We start from the raw sequence: 22938 nt of genomic DNA, 5'->3' as shown, positions 1-22938 counted from the left end.
ACACTTATCCCTGAATCCGTGAGTTTACAATCGCAATTTGTTGTTCGATCTTTGATAATTAGCTGAATTTTTTGGTTTTTTATGCTATTGCAGAGCCTCTTTGAATTTTTACCCAAGGGCATGCAAGGGCATGACGTTGTTTACTCGTTGCTTGAACCCTTTGCCAGTTGCACCTTGTTTTCCCCTCTTTATAAGTAAAATTCTTGATTTTATCGCGTTGCAAAGGTATTAATGAGGCCTTGTGCGCTGATTGCTCTGATTTTTACTGAAATGGTTTGATCCCTGGAGGGGGAACCGCATGTCACCGATCTTTAACGCCGCCCGCCTGTCGGTCGAGGTGGGCGGTCTTGAACTGCCTGCTCTGTCCCTGTCGGGTACAGAGGGGCTATCCCAGCCTTTTCGCTACATACTCGATATTCTTGCCCCGCCCGGTTTTCACTCTACCGAACTTCTCGACTTGCCGGCACGAATCATCCTCACCGGCTGCGACGGATGCTCGCGCACCATCGCCGGTATTGTCACCGCCCTCGAACAGCAAAATCCCCACCCGGATGGCCGTGGCTGCTTCAGACTCACCGTGGAATCGGCTCTTGCGCGGCTGCGGCTGCAGCACGATACACGCATCTTTCTGCACCAGAGCGTGCCGCAGATCATTGAGACGGTTCTGGTGGGGCACGGCATTGCAGAGGATCGCCTGTGCCTGCGTTTGAGTCGCCATTATCCGGTGCGCCCCTGGAGCCTGCAGGTCAATGAAAGCGATTTTGAGTTTCTCTCCCGCCTGCTGGCCAGGGAAGGGATCTTCTTCTGGAGTGAGGCGGATGCCGATGGCGAGCAGCTCTTTTTCAGTGACCATAATGCGCAGCTTCCCGAGCGCTGCGGTGCGCCGCTGCAATATCGGCCCGGCGGGGGGATGGAACCCGAGAGCTGCGGCATCCGTGCGCTGCAGGTGCGCCGAAGGCTTGTGGCCGATCAGTTTGAAGTGCAGGAAAAAAGCCGACAGCAGCCCTCCCAGGCGCTGCATGCCCAGGCGGGAGGCGGCAAAAACGCTCGCTTGCGTCATTACCGCTATGCCGCAGGTGCCGATCATCTCGATGAAGCGCAGCATTTGGCGCGTATCGCGGCTGAAGAATCGAGAGCGCACTCCTTTGAACTGCATGCCCAGGCGGAAGTGGCAGACTTAAGTGCGGGACAGGTGTTATGCCTGGATGCCGCGCGGCTCTCATCCCAGTACAGCGGCGATTACCTGGTCAGCGCCTTGAGTCTGCGGATGAGTCAGCGCGCTGGGGAGCAGGCTGCCGGTGGCGATCTGGCCCTGCAATGCGAAACCACCCTGATCCCCCGTGAAACGCAATGGCGCCCGCCTCAGCCGCCGCGCCCCGAGATCCACCATCAGGCTCACACCGATCACCAGCACAGAGCCACGCAAAATCTGCAGCTTGATGCCGGACGCAATCTGGAGATGACCAGCGCAGGGCGTCTGTGTTTCGACATGCAGCGCGGCCAGAAGCTCGCCGTCAACGGACCCGAAGCGACCTTCAGCGTGCGCGACGGCGAGATTGATCTTTTCTTCACAGTCAAGAACTTCCAGGGTGGCGAAACGGCCCAGGTTCGCGTTTTTGAACGCGATGCAGAGGGTTCGCTTCGGCAGATTGATGCGTTGCACTGTCTGCTTGACGATGGATTCGGTCACTACCGCCTGTCCTGGAGTCGTTCAGGGGCGCAGGTGCAGGACGATCTGATTCATGACGCCAATGCCCTTGATCCCAGCCCCCTGACCTATCTCTTCGATGTCAGGGTGGGCGACATTCATTCCGAAAATTCCCCAAGCCTGCATCTGACGACAAGACTCCATTTCACCCCCAGGGATTGGCAAGGGCGGCCTCTTGCCGAGGGCCGCGAGTACCATCTTGTCGATGGCTTCGGGCAGCGCCAGACCACGCAGATTCATCAGGGTGAACTCTGCTTTGATGAGGCTGTTGTCGGGCCCTGGCAGCTGCTCGGCGCAAGCGATGCGATCCTTTTCGAGGCACAGGAGTAAACATGTCTCTTCACTGCATGTCTCCAAGCTCCGACCTGCTGTGGCGCTCCGGGCGCCTTCTGAACGAGTATCACCTTGAATCCCGACAGCTTGCCCCGCCGGTTGTCGTCAATGTGCGCGAAGACCGCTCGACGGCAGCCGATCCCAATGCCCGAGACCTGCTCAGTGAAGATGAGATCCGTTATTTCCGACAGAACGGCAACAACGCGACCCTCTTCGTTCACGGCTTCAGCGTGCCCTATGGTACTTTTGCCCGGAATGTCGAAATCAGGGATTGGCATCACGACATCCTGCGCGACCAGACCAAGCCGGTGCGCCTTGCCTACGGCGAAACGTGCGCCACCACCTACCGTGATCAGAAACTGCTCGACGGCCAATATCGCCGCTGGCATGAACGGCATCCCGATCTGTATGCGGATATCGACCTGAAGCGCCTCAATGGAGGCGGCGCCCACAGCTGGTTTCTTCACATGGAAGACAACCTCAACCGCGCCACCGGGCAGTTCGACCGCAGCGATTATCAAAAATACACGCGAATGATTCACCTGGCCTGGTCCGGCGATGTTTTCGATCTCGATTACATGGCCGCCGAAACCAACGCCAACCAGGCCGGCTTTGCCCTGGCCGGGCTGATCGATCAACTGGTTGGCGAAGGTATCGCAGTTAATGTCATTGCGCACAGCCTCGGCAATCGCGTGCTGCTGGTCGCCATGAACCTCCTCGGGCAGATGCCCGGACGCCGGGAGTGCATCGCCCATGCCTTCATGTGGCAACCCGCTGTGCCCGATACGGCCCTGTCCAACGACCCAGGCGGGGATACCAGCGTACTGCGCAACTGGAACTTCATCCACGCCCATCGCGCCGCGCGCAAGATCGTGGTGCTCTATTCCGACCAGGACAATATCCTGGGACCCTACCGTGATGATGGCTCTCTGCATCAGAATCGCTCGGCGGATCAGGGGATCGAGGCGGCAAGCGGCTTGGTCGGCGGGATTTATCGCGTTGCGACTCAGGCGGGCGTGCCGGTCACGCAAATGATGTTTGCGCCATGGTGCGTTCCCGCCCATTATTTGCACAACCTGACTGTGGATAACCTGCCTAAAATCGAGCAAGCCCTGCACGAGCAGATCGCCCAGGATACCAACGGCCTCTTTACCGATCACCTGGTGCCCAAGCGCCATGAATATCTGCTGCCGGCTCTGGGGCCGCTGCTTTACCTGCGCCGCATCACCCGCGAAATCGCCGATGATGCCATGAAAACCTTCCGGGCGCTGGCCCACGTTGATTATGAAATCAAGCTGCCGCGCCCGGCCATGGGGTATGGGGGGCCTGAGATGGATAAGGATTTGTTTGTCAGGGATATGAGAGACAAAGGCAAGCTGATCCCGGTAAACCAAAGTCGTTGGTTGTTCGATCATTCCGGGATGAAGGTCCCGAGTGAGTTGCTGCTTGAGAAGGTCTACAAGGACCGGATTATGACTCTGTTGCTCGATTCAACAGGTTTTGGAGTGTATTGATGATTCGTTTCTGCGTTTGGATTGCAATCTATCTGCTTTTGCAATTGACAGGTTGTCGCCCAGGTGAACCGGACACTCTGGCGTCTAAAGAAACACCTTCAATCCCCATGGTGGTGAGTGTTTCGGCGGACGGCAGATATGCCGTGAGTTCTCATCAGGATAACCGCTTGATCCTTTGGGATATTGAAAACCGCACCAAAGAAGTGATCGCGGAAAACTCCAATATCTACAGCGCTTATTTCGTGAAAGGTCGAGATGTTTTTATCTGGCAGGATCTCGATGATGTGATTTATGTCCAAAACCTTGGCAGGGAAATTCTAAAATCTTTCGAGAACTTTTCTACTTACGGCCATGTATTGAGTGCCGATCTCAAAAGGTATGTTGCCAGCGATGCCAATTGGAATGTCTTTTCAGGCAATGGCGAAAATTTACAGCCCATCAAGCAAGATGGCACTTCACCGAGCTTTTATGGCACTGGCAAGCTTCTCAACCTCACCATGTCACCTGATGCGGAATTTCTGTTGTCTTCAGGAAGCGGCCTTGACACCCGAGATAATAAGTCAATCCAAAAGACACCGCCAATTGAGCCCGAACAGATCTTTTCCAATTATGCCGGTGTGGTTGTGTGGGAAATGCCGTCCGGCCAACCGCTGTTTAAGTTGCCTGGCAACTCTGCCAAAACCAACGCGACCATGAGCCCCGATGGACAATATGTCGTCAGTGGATGTGAGGGCGGTTCGTCATTTGTCTGGAGTGCCGAATCCGGTAAACTCCTTCACCAAGTCGCAAGCCTATACCATGGAATCCTCAATAGAAACAACACCGAGGACTATGAAAAATGGACACGTGACAAGCGTGGCCTTATTCCCACCCCTGAAGATTTGGGTGGCAGAAACGAAGCCACTCTCGCCATCAAATTCATCGACCAGCACCACTATCTCCGCTTCCTCACCAATTCCCCCTACGCCGTTCTTTTTCACGTCGACAACCCCCTGCCCCTGAAATACCTCTATTTGGGCCGCAACCCTCTGCCTGCGGTGCGCGATTATGTGCGCAACGCCGCCATGGACACCGCCCCCGAGGCCGGCATCCTCGTGATGGGGCAGCAATACGGTGACGGGATCCTTGTCTACAGATACGACTCCGAGAAGCAGAAACTGGAACGGGTGTGGGTGGCCGAATAATGAGCCACCAGAACCACCCGGGACGCAGGTAACTTTTGTAACTTTTTGTATTTTTATGCAATTAGAGGGAAATCATGCCACGACAACCGAGAATCCATGCCCCAGGCTTATTCCATCACGTCATGGCTCGAGGCATTGAGGGGTGCGAGATCTTTCGTGATAAAACCGATCGCGAGAATTTCCTCGATCGACTCAGCGACCTTCTTGCCCAACCTAACGCGCCACGTCTTTATGCCTGGGCACTTCTGTCCAATCACCTCCATCTGCTCCTTCAGCCGACCGATACGGCTTTGTCCACGATGATGCGCTGTCTGCTGACTGGCCATGCGGTTCGGTTCAACCTTCGGCACAACCGGCAGGGCCATCTTTTTCAGAACCGGTACAAAAGCCTCGTCGTTGACGAAGAGACGTATTTTCTGGAACTTGTCCGGTACATTCACCTTAACCCGGTCCGCGCAGGTGCTGTCGAAAGTCTTGAGGAATTGGAGCGCTACCCCTATGCCGGGCATGGCGCTTTGGTTGGGCAGAGAATGCGGGTGAGGCAGGAGGTCGAGGAGGTTCTGTCACGTTTTTCTGTGAAACCTGGCCGGGCTGTAGCTGCCTACCGCGATTTTATCGCCGACGGAATCGGGCAGGGACAGCGGTCGGAATTAGGTCACGCCCACGGAGTCAATCAGACGGGTGGCGGTGGAGATGCCAGAATCCTGGGCGGCAAAGCCTTCACGGCTGCGGTTCTTGCGCGTCAGAAGCTGGAAAAGAGCGAGGGGAAAATTACGGTTGAGGATATTTTGACGCAAGTGTCGGTCTGCACAGGGGTTGCGGTGGCTGAAATCCTTGGCGCGGGTCGCAGCAGACGGGCAAGCGCCGCTCGAGCGCAATTTTTCGATCGTGCGCAAAAAGAAGCCGGGGCTACGTTGACGGAGTTGGGAAGGATGAGCGGCCGCACGCACGTTGCGGTCATCAAAGCGATCCGCAAGAGGCGGGCAATAGGGGATGGGACAAAAGTTACATAAGTTACCAGCGTCCCCTTATGCGAGCTATCTTTTATCTCCCGCCTCGTGTATAATAAGAAAATATTGCATTCACCTGCCGTTACCCCGCCCCCAGCCACCGTTGAGATCTTCCCTCGTGGAGATGCCGTTTTCGCACTGGGAAGAATATCTCGCCGCAGATCGGTTTAACCCGGCCTGCTTACCGTCGATTTTGCCCGAGCATTCCAGCGATCTCCCTGGTTTTCCGGACAATTTCCGGCCAGTTTTTAAAGCAAGGGAGAAGTACCATGCCGAACAAAAAGATTGCTGTTGGTCAACCCATCGAAGCGCGCTGTACCAAGTGCCGTGCAAATACCGAGCACGTTATCGTGACTCTGCTGGAGGAGGCTCCTCTTAAGGTGCAGTGCGGCCAATGCGAGCGTCAGCACAAGTATCGTCCGCCCAGTGTGCCCAAGAAGCCGTCAGTACGCAAAAAAGCCGATCCGAGAGTGGCCGAGCGCAAGGAATGGGAAACTCTGCGGCCGGCGATGAACAGCGATGCGGCGCGCGATTATTCGATGACGGGCGCCTACAAGGTCAAATCCCTGATCAATCATCCCGTTTTCGGGCTGGGGCTGGTTCAGCGGGTCGTGGGTGCGCGCAAGGTGGAAGTACTTTTCGAGGAAGGCAAGAAGACGATGCGGTGTGGATAGCAGAAGCAAAAGAGAAAAAGGGTACAGGCTGATTTTTATTTCGGAATATCAGCCTGTCCCCTTTTTTATATCCCTTTTTTATCCCACCGCCAGCAGTCCCGGGTGATTGCCGGTCAGGCAGCGTCCGCCCCGCGGTGTGACGACAAAGGTATTTTCCGTGCCGACCATGCCGATGCCGGCAATCCCTTTTTTCGGCTCGATGGCCAGCACCATGTTCTCCTGCAGCGGTTCGTCGAAGCTTTTGGCGATCACCGGCCATTCATCGATGTGCAGGCCGATGCCGTGACCTAGAAAGCGCGCCTGGCGGTCGCCGAAGCCCATGAAGTTGTCGAGAAAGTCTGCGTCCAGGTCACGGGTGATGGTGTCGTAGATCTCCTCCGGCACCGCGCCGGGCTTGAGCAGGGCGGCGGTGCCGTTCTGGATGGCGACGCAGCGCTGATGGGCGGCAACGGCATTCGGCGGCAGGTCGCCTTTGAAGATATAGGTTAGAGTTTTATCAGTATGGTAACCGTCGACGCCGCAGCCGATGTCGACAAACACAAGGTCGCCCGGTTTCAGGGTGCGCTGCCGGCTGCCGAGCAGCGGCACTGCCGGACTCATGCCGTAGTTGCCGCCGGGGCCATCGAAAGAGGTGGGGTAGATGGAGCTTTCGCCGAAGCAGATGTGGCCGAGCAGAATCTCCGTCTCGAACATGCCGAAGCGGGCGATGCCGTGGTGTCCTTCCTCGACCAGCACCGGGAAGAGGCGCGCGCCGAATTCGGCTTCGCTGATCCCCTCCTGTAGCAGCTCGGGGACCCGTTCTTCCAAAACCCGTTGGTGGATGCGTCCCGCTTCCTCCATTCTTTCCAGCTCATAAAGGCTTTTTACCGCGCGGGTGGCGGACAGGGAAAGGTCGGCGTTTGCAACCTGCTTGAATTGGAAGTGTTTATTGATGCGCTGCCAGGCCGCAAGCGGTACCCGCTCGGTTTCGAGATGAACCGTCTCTGGCGATCGTGAAAGAGCGGCGGCCGCGTCGCGGAAGCTGCCCATCGGGCGGATATCACCGAATTCCGACTCGTCCTGCGCCCGCTGCAGGCTGCGCCGCACCCAATAAGTCGCTTCACCGTCGCGGGGAATGATCACCATGCCGTCCTGCATGGTCCCCGTGAGGTAGAACTGGTTGATCTTGCTGACAACGATCAGCAGACGCCAGTCGGGGCTGTCACGGTCGAGGCGGGCGCGCAGGCGCTGCATGCGGTCATCGAGTTCTGCACGGGGGACTTTGTTGAACATGCGGGTTTCCCTTCTTCGGCAAGGTCGTATAATCCGCGGGTCAGGTTCTTTCATAAATTTTCCCACGGTGTCCGACCATCAGTACAAGGACCAGAATTTTTTCATCCTGAATTTCGCAGATCAGCCGATAGCTCCCGACGCGGTATTTCCACCGCCCGGCGAGGTCTCTTCTCAAAGGCCCGCCATAGCGGCGCGGATCATCATCGGTTGCGATCTTCTCCCGCAGATAGCGTAGAATATCGACCTGGATCTGGCGATCGAGTTTGGTCAGCTGTTTGCGGGCGGTGCGCGTAATTTCAATCCGCCAGGCCAAGTTGACGCTCCAGTTCGTCGAGGGTGTAGGTTGGTTCCGTGCCGTTTTCGACGCGCTGGAGAATTTCGTCGGAAAGATAGGCGGCCTCGAGGTCATCGAGATGTTCGAGGATGGCCTCGCGGGCGTAAAAGGATTTGGAGCGGCCTGAGCGTTTTGCCAGCGCCTCCAGGCGGCGTTCAATGTCTTCAGGAAGGCGTAGTGCAAGCATTGTATCCTCCTTTGCTATACATGTATACTAAAGGAGAAAGCCTGCAGCAGCAAGCAGAACCTGGTATGATTTTTCCTTCCCATGATTTCCTCCACGCCCCTAAATTTTAGCGCTTTCATAGCAAAAAAAAGATTTTCTTGGTGTCTTAGTGCCATTCTTGGTGACTTGGTGTTGAAAAGCTTTTCTCCGCGCCCTCCGCGGTCTCTGCGGTTCAGGTTTTTTCAGTTCACCCCGAGCCGCACCCTGATATCCTCCGCATTCTCGACACGGTACGCTTCTAGTTGCGGATGGTGAAAGGAGATGGGATACCCGGTTCGCTCTTCAATAATCTCCCGCAGGGCTTCAGGCGACATGTCCGAGTCCGGAAGTTCGATAATGGTCATCTTGTCGCCGTCCAGCGCAGCGTGGGATGAGCCGGGCAGGTAGATGGCGCCGGTAGCGAAATCGACGGCAAAAGCGATCATGCCGGGGATCAGGAACACCAGCAGGCCGACTCCATCGAGGATGGCGATTGCCGGGTCGATGCGTCCGCCGCTCTGCCCGCGGCGTTCGGGATAGATGAGGGTGCCGCATCCGGCGAGGGAGATGGTGAGAAAGAAAATTAAACCTAGAGCAATTGATTCGAATTTAAATGCTTTGCTGCCCGTCATCCTGAGGTCTCCTTTGTTGAGCCTTGGCGCGTGCTTTGACTCCTTCCTGGCGATACAAAATCGAAGTTTAAGAAATTAGCATTTTTCAAGTTCTTATGGTATCACGAAATGTGTTGTGAGAAAGGAAGCGAGCGTTGGGATGGTCGCCGCAAAGCCGCTGTCAGGGAGACTCGTGTGGAACAAATCGCGATCGACATTGATCGTCTGAGCGTGCAGGTGGGCGGCCAGACGATTCTTTCAGACCTCAGCCTGCGTCTTGCAAGGGGGCGCAAAGCGACCCTGGTGGGTCCGTCGGGCAGCGGCAAATCAACGCTGCTGCTGGCGCTGCTGGGATTTGTCGCGCCGACTGAAGGGAGCATCCGTATTTTCGGAGAGGAGCTTACCGCCTCCTCAGTGTGGCGACTTCGCACCCGCATGGCCTATGTGTCGCAGGAACCGGAACTGGGGGAAGGCACGGTGCGCCAGATCCTGAACCACCCTTTCACTTTCAAGAACAACCGCCATCTGAAGGACAACATGGAGCGTGCCCCTGAGTTGATGGAGAAGCTCTATCTGCCCGGGCATCTGCTGGACAAGGACATCACCTCGCTTTCCGGCGGCGAGAAGCAGCGCGTCGCCCTGATCAGTGCGCTGCTGCTTGAGCGCGAGATCCTTCTTTTGGATGAAGCGTCCTCAGCGCTGGACCAGGGTGCCAAGCAGGCGGTCATCGATCTTCTCTCTTCAAGGGAGAATCTGACCCTGTTGTCCGTAACCCACGACCGGGAATGGATCGAGGCGGCCGACGACCTGATCGAATTGTCCGGGATGCAGCAGAACCTGACAGGGGACGCGTCATGAGCATTATCGATATCACCCCCCTGCGACTGATGTCAGCTTACCTGATGCTGGCGATTCCACTGGGAATCATGTTATGGCTGCGCATGCCGATGATGGGGCAGACTCTTGTCGCGGTGGTGCGCATGACGGTGCAGCTGCTGTTCGTCGGTTTTTACCTGCAGTTCATCTTCGATCTGAACAATCTCTGGCTGACCGGCGCCTGGGTTCTGATCATGATCGGGGTGGCCGATGTCTCCATCGTCAATGGCTGTCGGCTACGTTTCCGGCGACTGGGGCTCGGTCTGTTCATCGCACTGGTGGCGGGTACGATTGTGCCGCTGCTGGTCTTTGCCTTCGTGGTGCTGAAAGGGCCTTCCGCCCTTGATGCCCAGTATCTTATCCCGATCAGTGGCATGATTCTCGGCAACTGCCTGCGCGCAGATATCATCGGCATCAGGACCTTCTACGAGTCGCTGAAAAAAGAGGAAAAAGCCTACCTGCTCAGCCTTTCCCAGGGCGCCAATCTCAGGGAAGCGCTGCTGCCCTTTGTGCGCGATGCCTGCCAGGCCGCGCTGGCGCCGACGGTGGCGACCATTTCCACGGTCGGCCTGGTTTCCCTGCCGGGGATGATGACCGGCGTGATTCTCGGCGGAGGCAATCCCATGACCGCCATCAAGTACCAGATTGCCATTATGATCGCGATCTTTGCCGGCACGGCGTTGACGGTGATCCTGGCCATCCGTTTGACGGCTTTTCGCAATATCACTGCACGGGGCACTCTGGACCAGGCGGTATTTACCGGCGGCAGGGGCTGAAAAAGTCATTTTCCCGACACCTTTCGTTGAAATAGAGAATGACTTCATGCTATTCTCGCGCCGTGGTGTTTTCCCCCGGTCTTCAAGGGGTTGATGGCGTCGGAAAAAGTTCGCCCTACGGCGTTACTGCGTTTTTTTCAGGACCTCGACATCGCTGATGTATGCCTTCGCCCTTGAAAAACCACCAAGCCTTGTCGGACGAAATTTTTGCTTAGCCATCCGCTGAGTTTTTGCGAGTGCCCCCAAAGGGGTTGGCAGGCCGCCTTTTTAGGGCGGCAATGATTGCTTTTATTTGGGCAGGGGTGGGGTTCGCCCGTCTGTTTTTCGATGGTCGCGGCCCTGTCATTTATGTAAACAGGGAGAGAGCATTGCGTTCCATTCTGCTCGTCGACGGTGATTGCCGTAACCGCGAAGCACTCGCGGTTATGTTGCGCAAGGAGATCGACTGCCTCGTTCTGGAGGCAGACTCTCCGGAAGATGCGCTCTCTATGCTGGACAGCCAGGATATTTCCCTTCTTCTGACCGACCTGTTTCCCGAAGGACGTGGCATCGTATTGATCAAGGAGGTGCTGCGCCGCAACCCCGAGGTGGTTTCGGTGATCGCTTTGCCTGTCGGCGATCGTGAGTCGGCGGTCAAGGCGCTGCAGGCCGGCGCCCTTTTCTATCTCAACAAACCCTACCATTATGACGAGGCGGTGATTGTTGCGGCCCGCAGTATCGAGCATCACGACCTGGCCATTCATAAGGAAAAACGCGGTCCCAAAATTCGCAAAACTGAAGGATTCCACGGCATCATCGGCGCCTCTTCACAGATGCAGTCGTTGTTCGAGATCGTCGAGCGGGTGGCGGAGGATGGCGAAAGCACAGTCCTGATCCAGGGCGACAGCGGCACCGGCAAGGAGATGGTGGCCAAGGCGATTCATGCCTACAGCCCCCGCAGCGGCAAGAACTTCGTGCCCCTCAACTGTGCGGCGATCCCCGATGAGTTGCTGGAAAGTGAACTGTTCGGCTACATCAAGGGCGCCTTTACAGGTGCGGCCCAATCGAAGCAGGGGCGCATCCAGTATGCCGAGGGCGGCACACTGTTTCTCGACGAAATCGGCGATATGAAGCCGGCTTTGCAGGCCAAGCTACTGCGTGTGCTGCAGGAGAAAGAGTTCGAACCGGTGGGCGGGCTGAAACCGATTAAAGCCGATGTCCGCATTGTGGCCGCCACCCATCGCAACCTTGAAGAGGCGGTGCGGACCGGCTCCTTTCGCGAGGATCTTTATTATCGTCTGAGCGTGGTGCCGCTGCAGATTCCGCCGCTGCGCGACCGCAAGGACGACATCCCGTTATTGATTGAAAAATTCATGCAGGTATACAACCGGGGGCGCAAGCGCGGGCTGACCGGGTTTGCCGCCGATGCCATGGCGGCATTGAAAAATTATGCCTGGCCCGGAAACGTGCGCGAGCTGGAAAACCTGGTGCAGCGCCTGGCGATCCTGCATGCCGATGGATTGGTGCGGGCCGCCGACCTGCCTGAGAAATACCGGGAAGGGCTCAACCTTGAGGCTCTGGCCGAGGAGCAGGCCGCAGAAGCGGTGACGACTTCGGAGGCTGTCGCCCTGAGCGGGCGCGGTGAAGGAGTCCCGATTCCGGAACCGCTGGAGGATCAAGCCGACTTTAACGCGCTGGTGAGTGATTTTGAGGATCGGCTGATCCTGCAGGCGCTCAGCCGTACCGGCGGCAACAAGAAGGAAGCGGCGGCGCTGCTCAACCTCAAGCGCACCACCCTGCTGGAAAAAATCAAAAAAAAGCAGCTCGACAGCCTGTTCAGAAGCCTCGGCCGCAAAAGTGAATAGTGCCCTGCACGGCGAGTTCCGGATGATCTACAGAGCCGCCGCTGTGGCTGTTACCGTGCCGAAATGGCGGCTGACTTTTTCGCTGATTTCTTCGGAGTTGGCCGGTGTGACCAGGATGTCGCAGGCGCCGTAGCGAACCGCCTGCAGAACCGCGCTGCGGGTCCAGGCGGGGCCGGCCATGATCAGCGGAGTGCCGGTTTTTAAAGCCGATTTTATTTTGATGGCCGTGGCCATCCCCTGTTCACCGACTTCTTCCATCACCAGGAAAATCCCCGTCACATTTCTGCCCTGCACCGACTGCTTGATATTGTCCTTGAAGCTCAGGCTCTGGTGCGTGATTCCATGCTCTGCCAGTACGTCATTGAAGGGGGCGGCCGCTTCATTGTTATCGGCCAGAACCAGAACGGTGGCAGGCCGGTTGTCGTCATCTTCGTCTGTGGTGGCGGCCGCCTGCAGGGCGGCCAGGTCGTCGGCGCTGATGGATGATGAACTGGTGGATGCGGGGCGGGCTTTCTTCCCGCCATCGCCGGCGACCGATTTAGCGGCAGCCCCTTCTCCCTGGTCTTCAGCTGCCTCTGCCGGCTTTTCTTGCTCGATGTGAACGTCGAGGATCCCCAGTGGAAACAGCAGATCGAGTTCCCCCAGGGCTTTGCCGTCGAGGGCCATCTGGCAGGTGCCGAGATAGTATTCCCCGGGAGCGAAGGGTTCGTTGCCACCGGGGTCGATCTTGGTGGGGATGAAAGGTTCGACCTTGGTGCGCTTGAAGTGCAGCTTGCGCGGATATTGCTCGCCGATGACTTTGGCGAGAGACCCGGCGATGATGTTGGCCACCTCACCGTAGGCATCGCCTTCCTCGCCGTCGAAATCGCAGGCTTTGACCTTGGCGCGCAGCTCCTCCTCCGGCAGCATGACCAGGGTGCCGCCAAACAGAATGGCGTCCTTCTGTCGCACGATGAGAAAGGCATTGCCCTTTGCGTCGCCGCTGGTTTCAAGAAATGAAATCGCGCCCTTGTCGCGCGGCAGGGCGAGATAATCCTCTTTGCTCAGCGGTTGATAAGAGGGGCCGGCACACTTGAGGGTCTTGCCGATCAGGTCGCTGAGATCTTTGGCGATCTCTTTGAAAACGCTGTCGAGGACATTGTCGACGACCTTGCGCGGCACCCCTTTTTTCTTCTCCGCCTCGGGCTTTTCAGCTGAAGGCTGCGGCTTCTCTGCCGTCTCCTCCTTTTCCTCCTTCGCGACCTCCTCCGGCTCGTTCTGCTCTTTTGCGGCTACGTCGGATTTCTCCTCGTCCGCGCCGGGGTCTTCCGACAGCGCCTCTGAGGTGACCCGGGCGGCAGCCTGCCGCTCTTCGGCGCTTGATTCCTCGCTGGTGCTTGCGGCCGTTTTCTTCTCCGGCGCCTTATCCCCTGATTCAGTTTTCGCTTTGGTCTGTTCCCCTTGCGGCGGCTCCATGCCGAGCAGGGCAAAAGGGAGCACAATTTCAATATTGCCGAGCTTTTTGCCGGCCAGGGTCATTCCGCTGGCGGTGACGTGGTAGTGCCCTGGCGCAAAGGGCTGGTCGGAGTCCATGTCGACCTTGGTGGGAACCAGGTTTTCGCAGGCGCTTTTAACGAAGTGAAGTTTTTTGGGGAACATCTCCTCGAAGGTCGAGGTGATAGAGCCGGCGAGGATGTTGGCGATCTCGCCGAAGGCGTCGCCCTCTTCACCGGCGAGGTCGGGATTTTTGACTTTTTCCGCCAGCTCGTCATCGGGCAGCATGATCAGAGTGCCGCCCAGCAGAATGGCGTCTTTGAGGGGCAGGACGACCGCCGCCTCGCCTTCAGCATCGCCGCTGGTTTTCAGCCGGGTGAGGGCGCACTTCTCCCGCGGAGTTTCAAAAAACTCTTCCTTGGAAAGCGCGGCCATGTTCGGTTCGGAGAGTTTGAACTCCTCGCCGAGCAGGGCGGCAATCTCCTCGGCGAGCTTGCCGATCGCGGATTTGAGAACGCTGTCAACGACGGCTTTTTTCACGCAACTTTCCCGATCCCTCTGGCGGGATCTTCACTGATTATTTATATTTCAATTCCACGTAAAAACGCCCGGCTTCCATGTCGAAAGGCAGGCACAGATGCCCCACGTCGCTCTTCGAGGAGATGCGAAAGGAGCGGCCGGCGATGGTGGTGGGAATGGCGAGCTTGATGTCGCGCTCCTGCCCGGCCAGGCCGTCTTTGAGGCCGCCCGCCACCATATTGACCAGTTCTCCGATGGCATCCTTGACCTCTTCGCCGATCTCGCTTACCTCCATGCCGAGAAAACCGCAGGTGATGCTCAGCGCCACCGCCTCAGGACAGTGGATGGTGAGCATCCCGGCCACATCCCCGGAAAAACCGAGCATTCCCGAGGCGCCGGCGGGGATGAAGAGCATGGACTGATCACAGGCGTCCTGCGGGCTGACCTCTATCATCAGCATGGTGGAGAAAACATCCGTGACAGCATCGGCGATTATCTGACCATAGTTCACGTTCTGTCAATCCTCTTGTCGGCGTTCGGCTCAGTGGTTGTCTGATGCGTCGAGTTCACCGCCTTACTCCTGCTTTTCGACCTGCAGTTCCACCACGAATTTGCCCTGCTCCATGGTAAACGGCATCACGACACGATCGGTGTCGATGGCGCAGCTAATAGTGTATTCCTCACCGGAGATGGTGGAGGGGATCGAAAGGGTGATGTCCTTGCCGTTCTGGCTGAGGGCCATTTTGGCGTTGCCCGCCAGCATGTTGGCCAGCTCGCCGATGGCGTCGGTGACGTCTTCGTTGACTTCGTCCACATCCATCCCGAGAAAATTCGAGGTGATCGATTTGGCCACTTCATCCGGGGCGTGGATGGCGATCATCCCTTTGAAAAGCCCTGCCAGCCCGATCATGCCCGACACGGTGCAGTAGTGCGTCTGCCCGTTTTCCCTGCTGGGCTCACCGGGGGTGACCTCCACCATGATCATGGTCTCGAAAATTTCCTGGGTGGCATCCGTAATGATTTTTGCCAGATCCAAGGTCGACTCCTGTTGTTAGAGAGGTATGAGAGACGGCGCCGCAGTGGCAGCCGCCCGCAGTATCAGAGGAATTCGCCAAGAACGTCCTGAACCTGGTCCGCAGTGAAGGGCTTTTTGATGCTGCCCTTGGCGCCAAGAGACTTGGCTTCGCCCAGGATGTCGTTGCCCGCCTCGGTGGTGATCATGACCACCGGAATATCCTTGATGGCGGCGTTGTCCTTTTTCTGCCGCAGGAACTCGATGCCGTCCATGTTGGGCATGTTGATGTCGGAGAGAATGAAATCGACTTCTTCATTTTCAAGCAGGCCGAGAGCTTCCTGGCCGTCACCGGCTTCGAGGATCTTTTCGAATTCGAAGCCTGCCTGGCGCAGAGAGCGCTGCACGATTTTACGCATGGTGTTGGAATCGTCGATAATCAGTACTTTAGCTGCCATGGTTTTATCCTCCTTGCAGTGAGTTATGTTTTTGATTTTCTCCCTCTCCCAGCGGGGGAGGGCCGGGGTGGGGGTTGTTGTGAAAGCTCACCCCCTCCCAGCCTCCCCGCTGGTGGGAGGAGAGTTTATAGATTCAGTTCTCTTCCTCAAACTTCCGCCAGGCGCTGCCCCCGGCGCTGAAACAGAAATGTCGGCCGTCGATCTGGAAATGCCAGCGCTCCACCGGTGGTTCGAGTTCATGGCACTCGTCGCGGCTGATGGAGGGCAGGCCTATACCGAAGGTCTGGTCGCTCGGCAGCAACTCGGTCAGAAAAATGCCGGCGATGGTATTGAGCAGCTCGCTCATAAGGTCGGCGAGCATCCGGTCGTTTAGCTCTTCCTCCGGCAGGGCGTAGATATTGCCGGCGATCTGTTTAAGCAGCTCTTCAGACATGATCATCACCAGCTCCCCCTGAATGGGGTCATGCACCAGCAGGTTGGCGCAGTAAACCGGGGAAGAGCCGAGGCAGTCGTGGTCCTTATGCAGCGCGCGCGCTTCCATGAACGCCATGTTTTCCAGGGTGGTGGTGACCGCCTGCTCCATGGCCTTTTGCAGTTTTGGTGCAGCCTCAGGCATAGCCATCCTCCGTGTCGATCATGGAGCCGAGAGCCTTGAGCAGGTTGGCGGGCGATACCGGCTTGTTGAGAACGGCGAGTGCGCCCTGCTCCATAAGCTCCTGCTCCTTGGCCGGGTTACCTGCGCTGGTGATGATCAGCACCGGCAGCTGCACCAGCCTGGGGCTGGTTTTGACCCATTTGAGCAGGGTCACGCCGTCCATGACCGGCATGTTGAGATCGGAGACCAGCAGGTCGACCGGCTCTCCTTTCGCGAACTGCTCCTTGGCCAGCTGCAGGGCGTCGCGTCCGTTGGCGGCCTCGAGAAACTGCGCATCGCGCAGGCCGATGATTTCCAGGCAGCGTTTGATGAACATGCGCGCTGTTTCCGAGTCGTCGGCGATAATAATTCTATCCACGCCATTTACTCCTTGAGTTCGGCCATTGAGGTGGTGATCTTTTCGAATTCTTCGTTAGCGGTCAGGATGATGCCGTACAGACTGTCCTGATCGAGTTTGAACAGCCTGGTATAGGACTCATCCATGTGATAGCGCAGCGTATCGGCGCCGGTGCCGCAGCCGGCCATCATGGCGACAATATCGCCGAGATGCACGGCATAAGTCAGCGCCTGGTGTTCAGCAGCGGCTTCACGTGGAGCATGATGGTGGCGGATCGCTGAAATCAGCGCCGGCGGCAGTTTCCATGCATCGGCCAGCACCGCGCCGGCTTCGGGATGATCGATGCCGAGGGTTTCGCGTTCCCCTTCCACATAGTCGTTGAGCAGCGATTCCTCGATTTCACGCAGCATGTCCGGCGCGGTGCCCTTGAGAAAATCGGAGATCAGCGCTTTGCCGATGTCGTGCAGCAGCCCTGCAGTAAAGGCCAAATCGCGGTTGAGGGGTACGGTACAGTAAGCTGCCACCTCGCGTGAGGCGATGGCCGTGAGCAGATCATGCTGCCACAGGCTGCCCCTGGCACCGTCGTAGCCCTCCATGGGCTTTTGAAAAAGCTGCGAGGCGCAATCGCCGATGGCCAGCCCCACCACCATGCGTTCGCCCAGGTAATTGACGGCGCGCTCGATGGAGGTGATCTCGTAAAGCAGCCCAAACGCCGCCGAGTTGACGATCTTGAGCACCCGCGCGGTGAGGTGGGCATCCGTTTTGACGATCTCGATCACTTCGGCCATCTCGTGATCTTTGGTCGAGGTGACCTGCAGCAGCCGCGATGCGTTGGGCGAGAGCATGGGCGCTTTCTGGATGGCTTCGATGATCGCTTTGCGGTCCGTAGTCGGTTCCATAAGCGTCCCTTTACAATTTCCAGTTCGGGCGGCCCGGCGAGGAGAGCATCACCTCGCCGTTGCGCACCGTAACGGTGACAGTGCGGCTGAAATTGCCGCCCACATCCTCGGCTACTGCGCCCAGGCCGAGCGCCCAGAGAGCCTTGCGCGCCGCAAGATGGTTGCGCTTGCCGATGTTGAAGGTGTCGTTGGGGTCCATGACCCGCGCGCCGCCCGCCATTTTCACGATAAAGCCGCGCCCTGAGGGGTCGCAGCCGTGCTTGGCCATCTCGCGCAGCAGCATGGGGATGCCGGTGTCGGCGAAATAGCCGGGCCGCTCCTTGGCCTTGTCCGGATTGATGCGAGCCTCGGGCAGGGCGCAGTGCACCATGCCGACGGTGCGCGTTTTGGGGTCGAGCATGACGACCGCCACGCAGGAACCTAGGGCGTAGGTCTTCACCAGGTCGTCGCGGTTTTTAGTGGCGCCCAGGTCGCCGATGCCGAGAACAAGTAGACTCATGCGCGCTTCTCTGTTACCAGCCGCAGCAGGGCCGGCCCGATGTCGTCAATGGGCAGCAGTCGTTCGGCTCCGCCGCGTTCAAAGGCCACTTTGGGCATGCCGAAGACCACCGAGGTGGCTTCGTCCTGTGCGATGCAGCGCGCGCCTGCCTTGCGCATGGCGCTCATGCCGTCGGCACCATCGGCGCCCATGCCGGTGAGCATGGCGGCAACGGCGTTGCGGCCGACATGCTTGGCCACCGAGTGCATCATCACGTCCACCGACGGGCAGTGGCCGCTGACCTTTTCCCCCGGCTCGCACAGCACCTGGTAGAATCCGCCAGAGCGAATCACCCGCATCTGTTTTTCCCCGGGTGCGACCAGAATCCGTCCCGACATGACGCGGTCGCCGTGTTCGGCCTCCTTGACCTCCATGGCGCACAGCTGGTTGAGGCGTTCGCTGAACATGCGGGTAAAGCCGGCCGGCATGTGCTGTACGATCACGACTCCGGGTGAGGTGGCGGGAAAACGGGTGATCACTTTCTTGATCGCTTCGGTGCCGCCTGTTGAGGCTCCGATGGCGATAACCTTGTCGGTCGATTCAGCCAGCGCGCCGCTGGAAACCACGGCGGGGCGGGGAGCGCCTGCGGGCGGGCGGTTTTTCCAGTGCTCGACGTTGGCGGTCGAGGCGATTTTGACCTTGACCCGCAACTCCAGCATCATTGCCTGCAGCCCGCGCGCCACGTCGGAGGTCGGCTTGGCGACGAAATCCACCGCGCCGGCTTCCAGCGCGTCGATGGTGATCTGCTTGCCCTTCTGGGTCAGCGAGCTGACCATCACTACCGGCATGGGGTGCTGCGGCATCAGGCGGCGCAGAAACTCCACCCCGTCCATGCGCGGCATCTCGACATCGAGGGTGAGGACGTCGGGCTTGAGGGCGACGATCTTGTCGCGCGCCTGGTAGGGATCGGCTGCGGAGCCGACGACTTCGATGTTGGGATCGCCGGACAGACCCTGGGTCAGGATCTGGCGCACCAGAGCGGAGTCATCGACGATCAGAACACGGACTTTTCTTATCGCCATGGGTTCTCAGGCCCCTTTCTGGAAAACGGCGGGCATCACATAGCGGTACAGTGCGTGATTGCGGCCGAGGGTTTCCGAATGCCCGATGAACAGATACCCCCCGTTGACAGTGGATTGATTGAATCTCTGCACCAGCCCCTCGCGTGTCTGCTGATCGAAGTAAATCATGACGTTACGACAGAAGACCATGTGAAACGGTTTCTTGAACGGGAATTTCTCGTTCATCAGGTTGAAGCGCCGGTAAACGATCTCTTTGCGCACCGCTTCAGTGACCTGGCAATTGCCGTCGGGCAGCTTGCGGAAATATTTATTCTGCAGCGGCTGCGGCAGCTGCGCCACCCGCTCCTGCGGGTAGATGCCGGCGCGGGCGATGGAGAGCACCCGCTCGGAGATGTCGGTCGCCAGGATGCCGGCGTCCCATTTCGAATACTCGCTGCCGAAATGTTCCATCATCAGCATCTGCAGGGTGTAGGGCTCTTCTCCCGACGAGCAGCCCGCGCACCAGATGCGCAGGTCGCGGTTGTTCTGGCGGCGCATCATCTCGACCACCGCCGGCAGGGCGGTCTGCTGAAAAAAATCGAAATGAGCCTTTTCCCGGTTGAAATACGTGTGGTTGGTCGAGATGCGATTGATCAGCTCGCTCAGACCCCGTTCGCTTTTATCGTTGACCAGGTATTCGTAGTACTGCTTGAAATTAACGAACCCCTCGCCGCGCAGCAGCTTCTGCAGCCGCCCCACCACCAGCGAGCGCTTCTGGTCAGTGAGGTTGATGCCGAAGCGGCTTTTGATCAGCCGGCGCAGCAGATTGAATTCTTCGTCGCCGATGGTCATGGCGCCGCCCGTGGCAGGGGCGGCGTCTTTCGACCGTACCGGGGCGCAGGGAGAGTGATCGCTCATTGATTTCCGGACTTTATTGATAAAGAGGAGAACCTCAAGTTGCCGCAGCTACATGTCCGACGTCTGCTTTCAGGCCCCGGCCAGACTTTCGCCGTGACTGATCTCCATAAGACTGCCTACATCGAGAATCAGGCAGACTTCGCCGTTGCCCATGATGGTGCAGCCCGAAACGGCGCGTACCGAGCCGATGTAGTCGGAAAGACCCTTGATGACCGTCTGCTGCTGGCCGAGAATTTCATCCACCAGCAGGCACAGGCGGTTGTCCTGGTTCTCCAGGGTGATCAGGATGCCATCTGTGATCTGTTCCGAATCGGGCTGCTTGCCCAGAACTTCGTAAAGGCGAAGTACGGGGTAGAAGCTCTCCCTCACCCGGATCAGGGTGTCGCCATCCGGGGTAATGGTCAGGGCATCTCCCCGTGGCCTGAACGCTTCGCAGATCGCCAGCGTCGGCAGAATCGCCTTGGTCTGTCCGGTGCGCACCAGCATGCCGTCGATGATGGCCAGCGTCAGCGGGATGCGCAGATTGATGCGCGTGCCTTTGCCGGGCTTGCTGTTGACCTCGACCCGTCCCTTGATTTTGTCCAGGTTCTGGCGCACCACGTCCATGCCGACGCCGCGGCCGGAGATGTCGGTGATCTTGTCGGCGGTAGAAAAGCCGGGGGCGAAAATCAGGTTGTAGATCGCCCTGTCCGACATGTCGGAGCCGTCGCCCTCCACCAGGCCTTTACTGATCGCCTTGGCCAGAAGTTTGTCCCGATCGAGTCCGCGTCCGTCGTCCTCGATGGTGATCCACACCTCGCCCTCTTCATGGCAGGCTGACAGGCGCACCACGCCTTTTTCCGGCTTGCCCAGCTTGAGGCGTTCTTCCGGCGGCTCAATACCGTGATCGCAGGAATTGCGCAGGATGTGCACCAGCGGATCGGTGATGGTCTCGATGACCGTCTTGTCCATCTCGGTCTCTTCGCCGGAGAGTTTGAGTTCCACTTTCTTGCCGGCTTTGAGCGAGATGTCGTGCACCAGGCGAATCATGCGCCGGAACAGGCCCGAAACCGGGATCATGCGCAGCACCATCGCCATCTCCTGAAGCTCGCGCACCAGCTTGCTCATGTGCTGGCCGGCTTTCTGGAAGTTCTCCAGCTCAAGCCCGTCGAGATCGGGATTGCGGATCAGCATGTTCTCGGCGATGACGATCTCGCCGATGAGGTTGATCAGGTTGTCGAGCTTTTCCAGGTCGACGCGGATGTCCTGGCGCCGCGCCGGCGCCTGGGCCTTGGCCGGCGGCTTGGCCTGCTGGGGCTGGGCTTTCGCTTCCGGGGCGGGCTTTGCCGCAGGTTTTGCTGCTTCGGGCGTTTTTTTCTCCTCCGCCGGCGGTGCTGTGCCGCTCGGCTCGGGCGGCGCCGGTGGGGTTTCTTCGGCAGGTTCCTCTTTGCGCTCGGGTGTTTCCAGGTCGATGCCGCTTTCCAGAATGGCGCCCAGCTCCTCCAGGTGGCGCTCGAGGTCGGCAACGCTGCCTGCGCCCCCTTTCTGCAGATCGTCGATGGCGTCGCGCAGCACGTCGATCAGGTTGAGCATCAGATCGCCGGGCTTGGAGCCGAAATCCCGGCCGGATTTGACCGCATCGAGAATGGTCTCCATCTGGTGCGAGAGTCGCTCCATCTCGGCGAAGCCGAAAAAGCCGCAGTTGCCCTTGAAGCTGTGAATGTTGCGGAACAGGGCGCCGATGATATCAGGATTGTCGCGGATCTCCTCCCATTTGAGCAGATCCTGCTCGGCGTTCTGCAGCAGTTCATCCGCTTCCTGGACGAACTTCTCCAGCATTTCGGGGGTGATGTTGAGTTCGAAATCGAGGACTTCCTCGTCTTGCGCCTCCTGCGTATCAGCGGGGGGCGCTTCCTGTTGAGGAGCCGGGGGACAGGCACCTGGTTGTTCGGCGGCGCTTTGTTTCGCTTCGCTGATTGCGGCTTCAAGGCGCGACGAGATTTTCTCGGCGTCTTCGGCCATCCCCTCGTCGGAGAAATTGGCATCGACGAAGTCGAGAGCGTCCTTGGCGAAATCGCAGGCGGAGCACAGCAGGTTGACATGCTCTGCTTCCATGCGCACGCCGCCGTTGCGGATCAGGTCCAGCAGATTTTCCGCCGTATGAGCCGCGCGGGTAATGTGGTTGAGTTCCAGAAACCCGGCGCTGCCCTTCATGGAATGAAACAGGCGGAAGATGGCGTTCATGGTGGGGCCGTCGCCGTTGATCATCTGGAACACCCGGCACTGCAGACAGTCCTGTTTCGATTCGGTGTAGATGCAGCTGCCGTTGCCATCGCCGATATTCCCCATCTGCAGCCAGCAAGGGTATTGCATCTGCTTTCCATGGCGCGCGCAGTCGGTTTGCGGGCATCCAAGGGTTTCCCAGCACTGGGCGTCGTGGCAGCTCTGCCCCAACTCGATAATGGTCGGTTCGAGCTGTTCGATCATGTCCCGGCTTTCGGTGACAAACTCCTGGAGAATTTCAATCTGATCGTCGCTTATGTTGCTCATGTGCGGCTTCCTTGCATACGTCGGCGCGCAGGCGCCGACGGGTTGAAGGGGCCTTGCCCCGGCAGAGATTCGAAAGGTTGCGGCTTCAGGTTAATAAAATTTTTTATAATTAGCAATACCTAATTACTATTTTTTACAATGCTGTCATGTGCTATGCACGTCGATGAAAGCAGAAAACGGGCCAATAGGGGAGGTGAGGTGTGAGGTGTGAGGCGTGAGGAGCAGATCTGCCAGTGAAAACCTGCCCTTTCTCTTCAC

The 22938-nt window shown here is 58.2% G+C and carries 23 protein-coding genes; 8 read left to right on the top strand and 15 right to left on the bottom strand.

Annotated elements, in window-relative coordinates:
• Positions 1-298 precede the first annotated feature (298 nt).
• The 5 genes from GSUB_RS15155 (at position 299) to GSUB_RS15135 (ending at position 6423) form a co-directional block, all read left to right on the top strand.
• Positions 299-2038 carry a type VI secretion system Vgr family protein gene (locus GSUB_RS15155; protein ID WP_040201556.1) on the top strand — a complete coding sequence of 580 codons (1740 nt, stop codon included), beginning with the start codon at positions 299-301 and terminating at the stop codon, positions 2036-2038.
• A gap of 2 nt (positions 2039-2040) precedes the next feature.
• Positions 2041-3555, top strand: coding sequence for an alpha/beta hydrolase (locus tag GSUB_RS15150; RefSeq protein ID WP_040201555.1), 1515 nt, complete (start codon positions 2041-2043; stop codon positions 3553-3555).
• Positions 3555-4739, top strand: a complete 1185-nt coding sequence (locus GSUB_RS15145) for a WD40 repeat domain-containing protein (protein ID WP_144402044.1) — start codon at positions 3555-3557, stop codon at positions 4737-4739. The genes GSUB_RS15150 and GSUB_RS15145 overlap by 1 nt, the downstream gene beginning before the upstream one ends.
• Before the next feature lie 74 nt (positions 4740-4813).
• Entirely contained in the window at positions 4814-5752 is a 939-nt protein-coding gene (locus GSUB_RS15140) for a transposase (RefSeq protein ID WP_040201554.1), read from the top strand.
• Between the two features lie 266 nt (positions 5753-6018).
• Positions 6019-6423, top strand: a complete 405-nt coding sequence (locus GSUB_RS15135) for a hypothetical protein (protein WP_040201552.1) — start codon at positions 6019-6021, stop codon at positions 6421-6423.
• 78 nt (positions 6424-6501) lie between these two features.
• Here GSUB_RS15135 and GSUB_RS15130 read toward each other — a convergent pair whose 3' ends face one another.
• From GSUB_RS15130 to GSUB_RS19675, 4 genes are all read right to left on the bottom strand, one after another.
• Positions 6502-7695: a M24 family metallopeptidase gene (locus GSUB_RS15130; protein WP_040201551.1), complete on the bottom strand. Its 1194-nt coding sequence runs from the start codon at positions 7693-7695 to the stop codon at positions 6502-6504.
• A 40-nt stretch (positions 7696-7735) separates the two neighbouring features.
• Entirely contained in the window at positions 7736-8008 is a 273-nt protein-coding gene (locus GSUB_RS15125) for a type II toxin-antitoxin system RelE family toxin (RefSeq protein WP_040201550.1), read from the bottom strand.
• Entirely contained in the window at positions 7992-8216 is a 225-nt protein-coding gene (gene relB / locus GSUB_RS15120; RefSeq protein WP_040201549.1) for a type II toxin-antitoxin system RelB family antitoxin, read from the bottom strand. The genes GSUB_RS15125 and relB overlap by 17 nt, the downstream gene beginning before the upstream one ends.
• Positions 8217-8437: 221 nt before the next feature.
• Entirely contained in the window at positions 8438-8866 is a 429-nt protein-coding gene (locus GSUB_RS19675; protein WP_052464987.1) for a hypothetical protein, read from the bottom strand.
• A 174-nt stretch (positions 8867-9040) separates the two neighbouring features.
• Here GSUB_RS19675 and GSUB_RS15110 point away from each other — a divergent pair, with 174 nt between their 5' ends.
• The 3 genes from GSUB_RS15110 (at position 9041) to GSUB_RS15100 (ending at position 12341) form a co-directional block, all read left to right on the top strand.
• Positions 9041-9703 (top strand): ABC transporter ATP-binding protein, encoded by a 663-nt coding sequence (locus GSUB_RS15110; protein WP_052464986.1) that lies wholly within the window; start codon positions 9041-9043, stop codon positions 9701-9703.
• Positions 9700-10497: an ABC transporter permease gene (locus tag GSUB_RS15105; protein ID WP_040201548.1), complete on the top strand. Its 798-nt coding sequence runs from the start codon at positions 9700-9702 to the stop codon at positions 10495-10497. Before GSUB_RS15110 ends, GSUB_RS15105 begins: the two co-directional genes overlap by 4 nt.
• 368 nt (positions 10498-10865) lie before the next feature.
• The gene (locus GSUB_RS15100; protein WP_040202680.1) at positions 10866-12341 is read left to right on the top strand and encodes a sigma-54-dependent transcriptional regulator; all 1476 of its coding nucleotides are present in this window, start codon (positions 10866-10868) and stop codon (positions 12339-12341) included.
• A 27-nt stretch (positions 12342-12368) separates the two neighbouring features.
• Here GSUB_RS15100 and GSUB_RS15095 read toward each other — a convergent pair whose 3' ends face one another.
• The 11 genes from GSUB_RS15095 to GSUB_RS15045 form a co-directional block, all read right to left on the bottom strand.
• On the bottom strand, positions 12369-14354 hold the full coding sequence (locus GSUB_RS15095; protein ID WP_040201546.1) for a hypothetical protein: 1986 nt from the start codon (positions 14352-14354) through the stop codon (positions 12369-12371).
• Between the two features lie 37 nt (positions 14355-14391).
• Positions 14392-14844 carry a chemotaxis protein CheX gene (locus GSUB_RS15090; RefSeq protein WP_040201545.1) on the bottom strand — a complete coding sequence of 151 codons (453 nt, stop codon included), beginning with the start codon at positions 14842-14844 and terminating at the stop codon, positions 14392-14394.
• Positions 14845-14907: 63 nt separating this feature from the next.
• Complete coding sequence (locus GSUB_RS15085) at positions 14908-15369, bottom strand: chemotaxis protein CheX (protein WP_040201544.1); 462 nt, start codon at positions 15367-15369, stop codon at positions 14908-14910.
• Between the two features lie 62 nt (positions 15370-15431).
• Positions 15432-15803, bottom strand: a complete 372-nt coding sequence (locus GSUB_RS15080) for a response regulator (protein WP_040201543.1) — start codon at positions 15801-15803, stop codon at positions 15432-15434.
• A gap of 133 nt (positions 15804-15936) precedes the next feature.
• Positions 15937-16419 carry a chemotaxis protein CheX gene (locus GSUB_RS15075; protein WP_040201542.1) on the bottom strand — a complete coding sequence of 161 codons (483 nt, stop codon included), beginning with the start codon at positions 16417-16419 and terminating at the stop codon, positions 15937-15939.
• Positions 16412-16816 carry a response regulator gene (locus GSUB_RS15070; protein WP_040201540.1) on the bottom strand — a complete coding sequence of 135 codons (405 nt, stop codon included), beginning with the start codon at positions 16814-16816 and terminating at the stop codon, positions 16412-16414. Before GSUB_RS15070 ends, GSUB_RS15075 begins: the two co-directional genes overlap by 8 nt.
• Positions 16817-16821: 5 nt before the next feature.
• Positions 16822-17694, bottom strand: coding sequence for an HDOD domain-containing protein (locus GSUB_RS15065; protein ID WP_052464985.1), 873 nt, complete (start codon positions 17692-17694; stop codon positions 16822-16824).
• A gap of 10 nt (positions 17695-17704) precedes the next feature.
• Positions 17705-18193, bottom strand: a complete 489-nt coding sequence (locus GSUB_RS15060) for a chemotaxis protein CheD (protein ID WP_040201539.1) — start codon at positions 18191-18193, stop codon at positions 17705-17707.
• Positions 18190-19254, bottom strand: coding sequence for a protein-glutamate methylesterase/protein-glutamine glutaminase (locus GSUB_RS15055; RefSeq protein ID WP_040201538.1), 1065 nt, complete (start codon positions 19252-19254; stop codon positions 18190-18192). The genes GSUB_RS15060 and GSUB_RS15055 overlap by 4 nt, the downstream gene beginning before the upstream one ends.
• A gap of 6 nt (positions 19255-19260) precedes the next feature.
• Complete coding sequence (locus GSUB_RS15050; RefSeq protein ID WP_040202677.1) at positions 19261-20085, bottom strand: CheR family methyltransferase; 825 nt, start codon at positions 20083-20085, stop codon at positions 19261-19263.
• A gap of 135 nt (positions 20086-20220) precedes the next feature.
• Complete coding sequence (locus GSUB_RS15045) at positions 20221-22680, bottom strand: chemotaxis protein CheA (RefSeq protein WP_040201537.1); 2460 nt, start codon at positions 22678-22680, stop codon at positions 20221-20223.
• Positions 22681-22938: the final 258 nt, after the last annotated feature.

This window comes from Geoalkalibacter subterraneus (genome assembly GCF_000827125.1).
In the GTDB taxonomy this organism is placed as follows: Bacteria; Desulfobacterota; Desulfuromonadia; order Desulfuromonadales; family Geoalkalibacteraceae; genus Geoalkalibacter_A; species Geoalkalibacter_A subterraneus.
The sequence above is the reverse complement of the archived record's forward strand: the minus strand, read 5'-3'. Positions and strand labels throughout refer to the sequence as shown.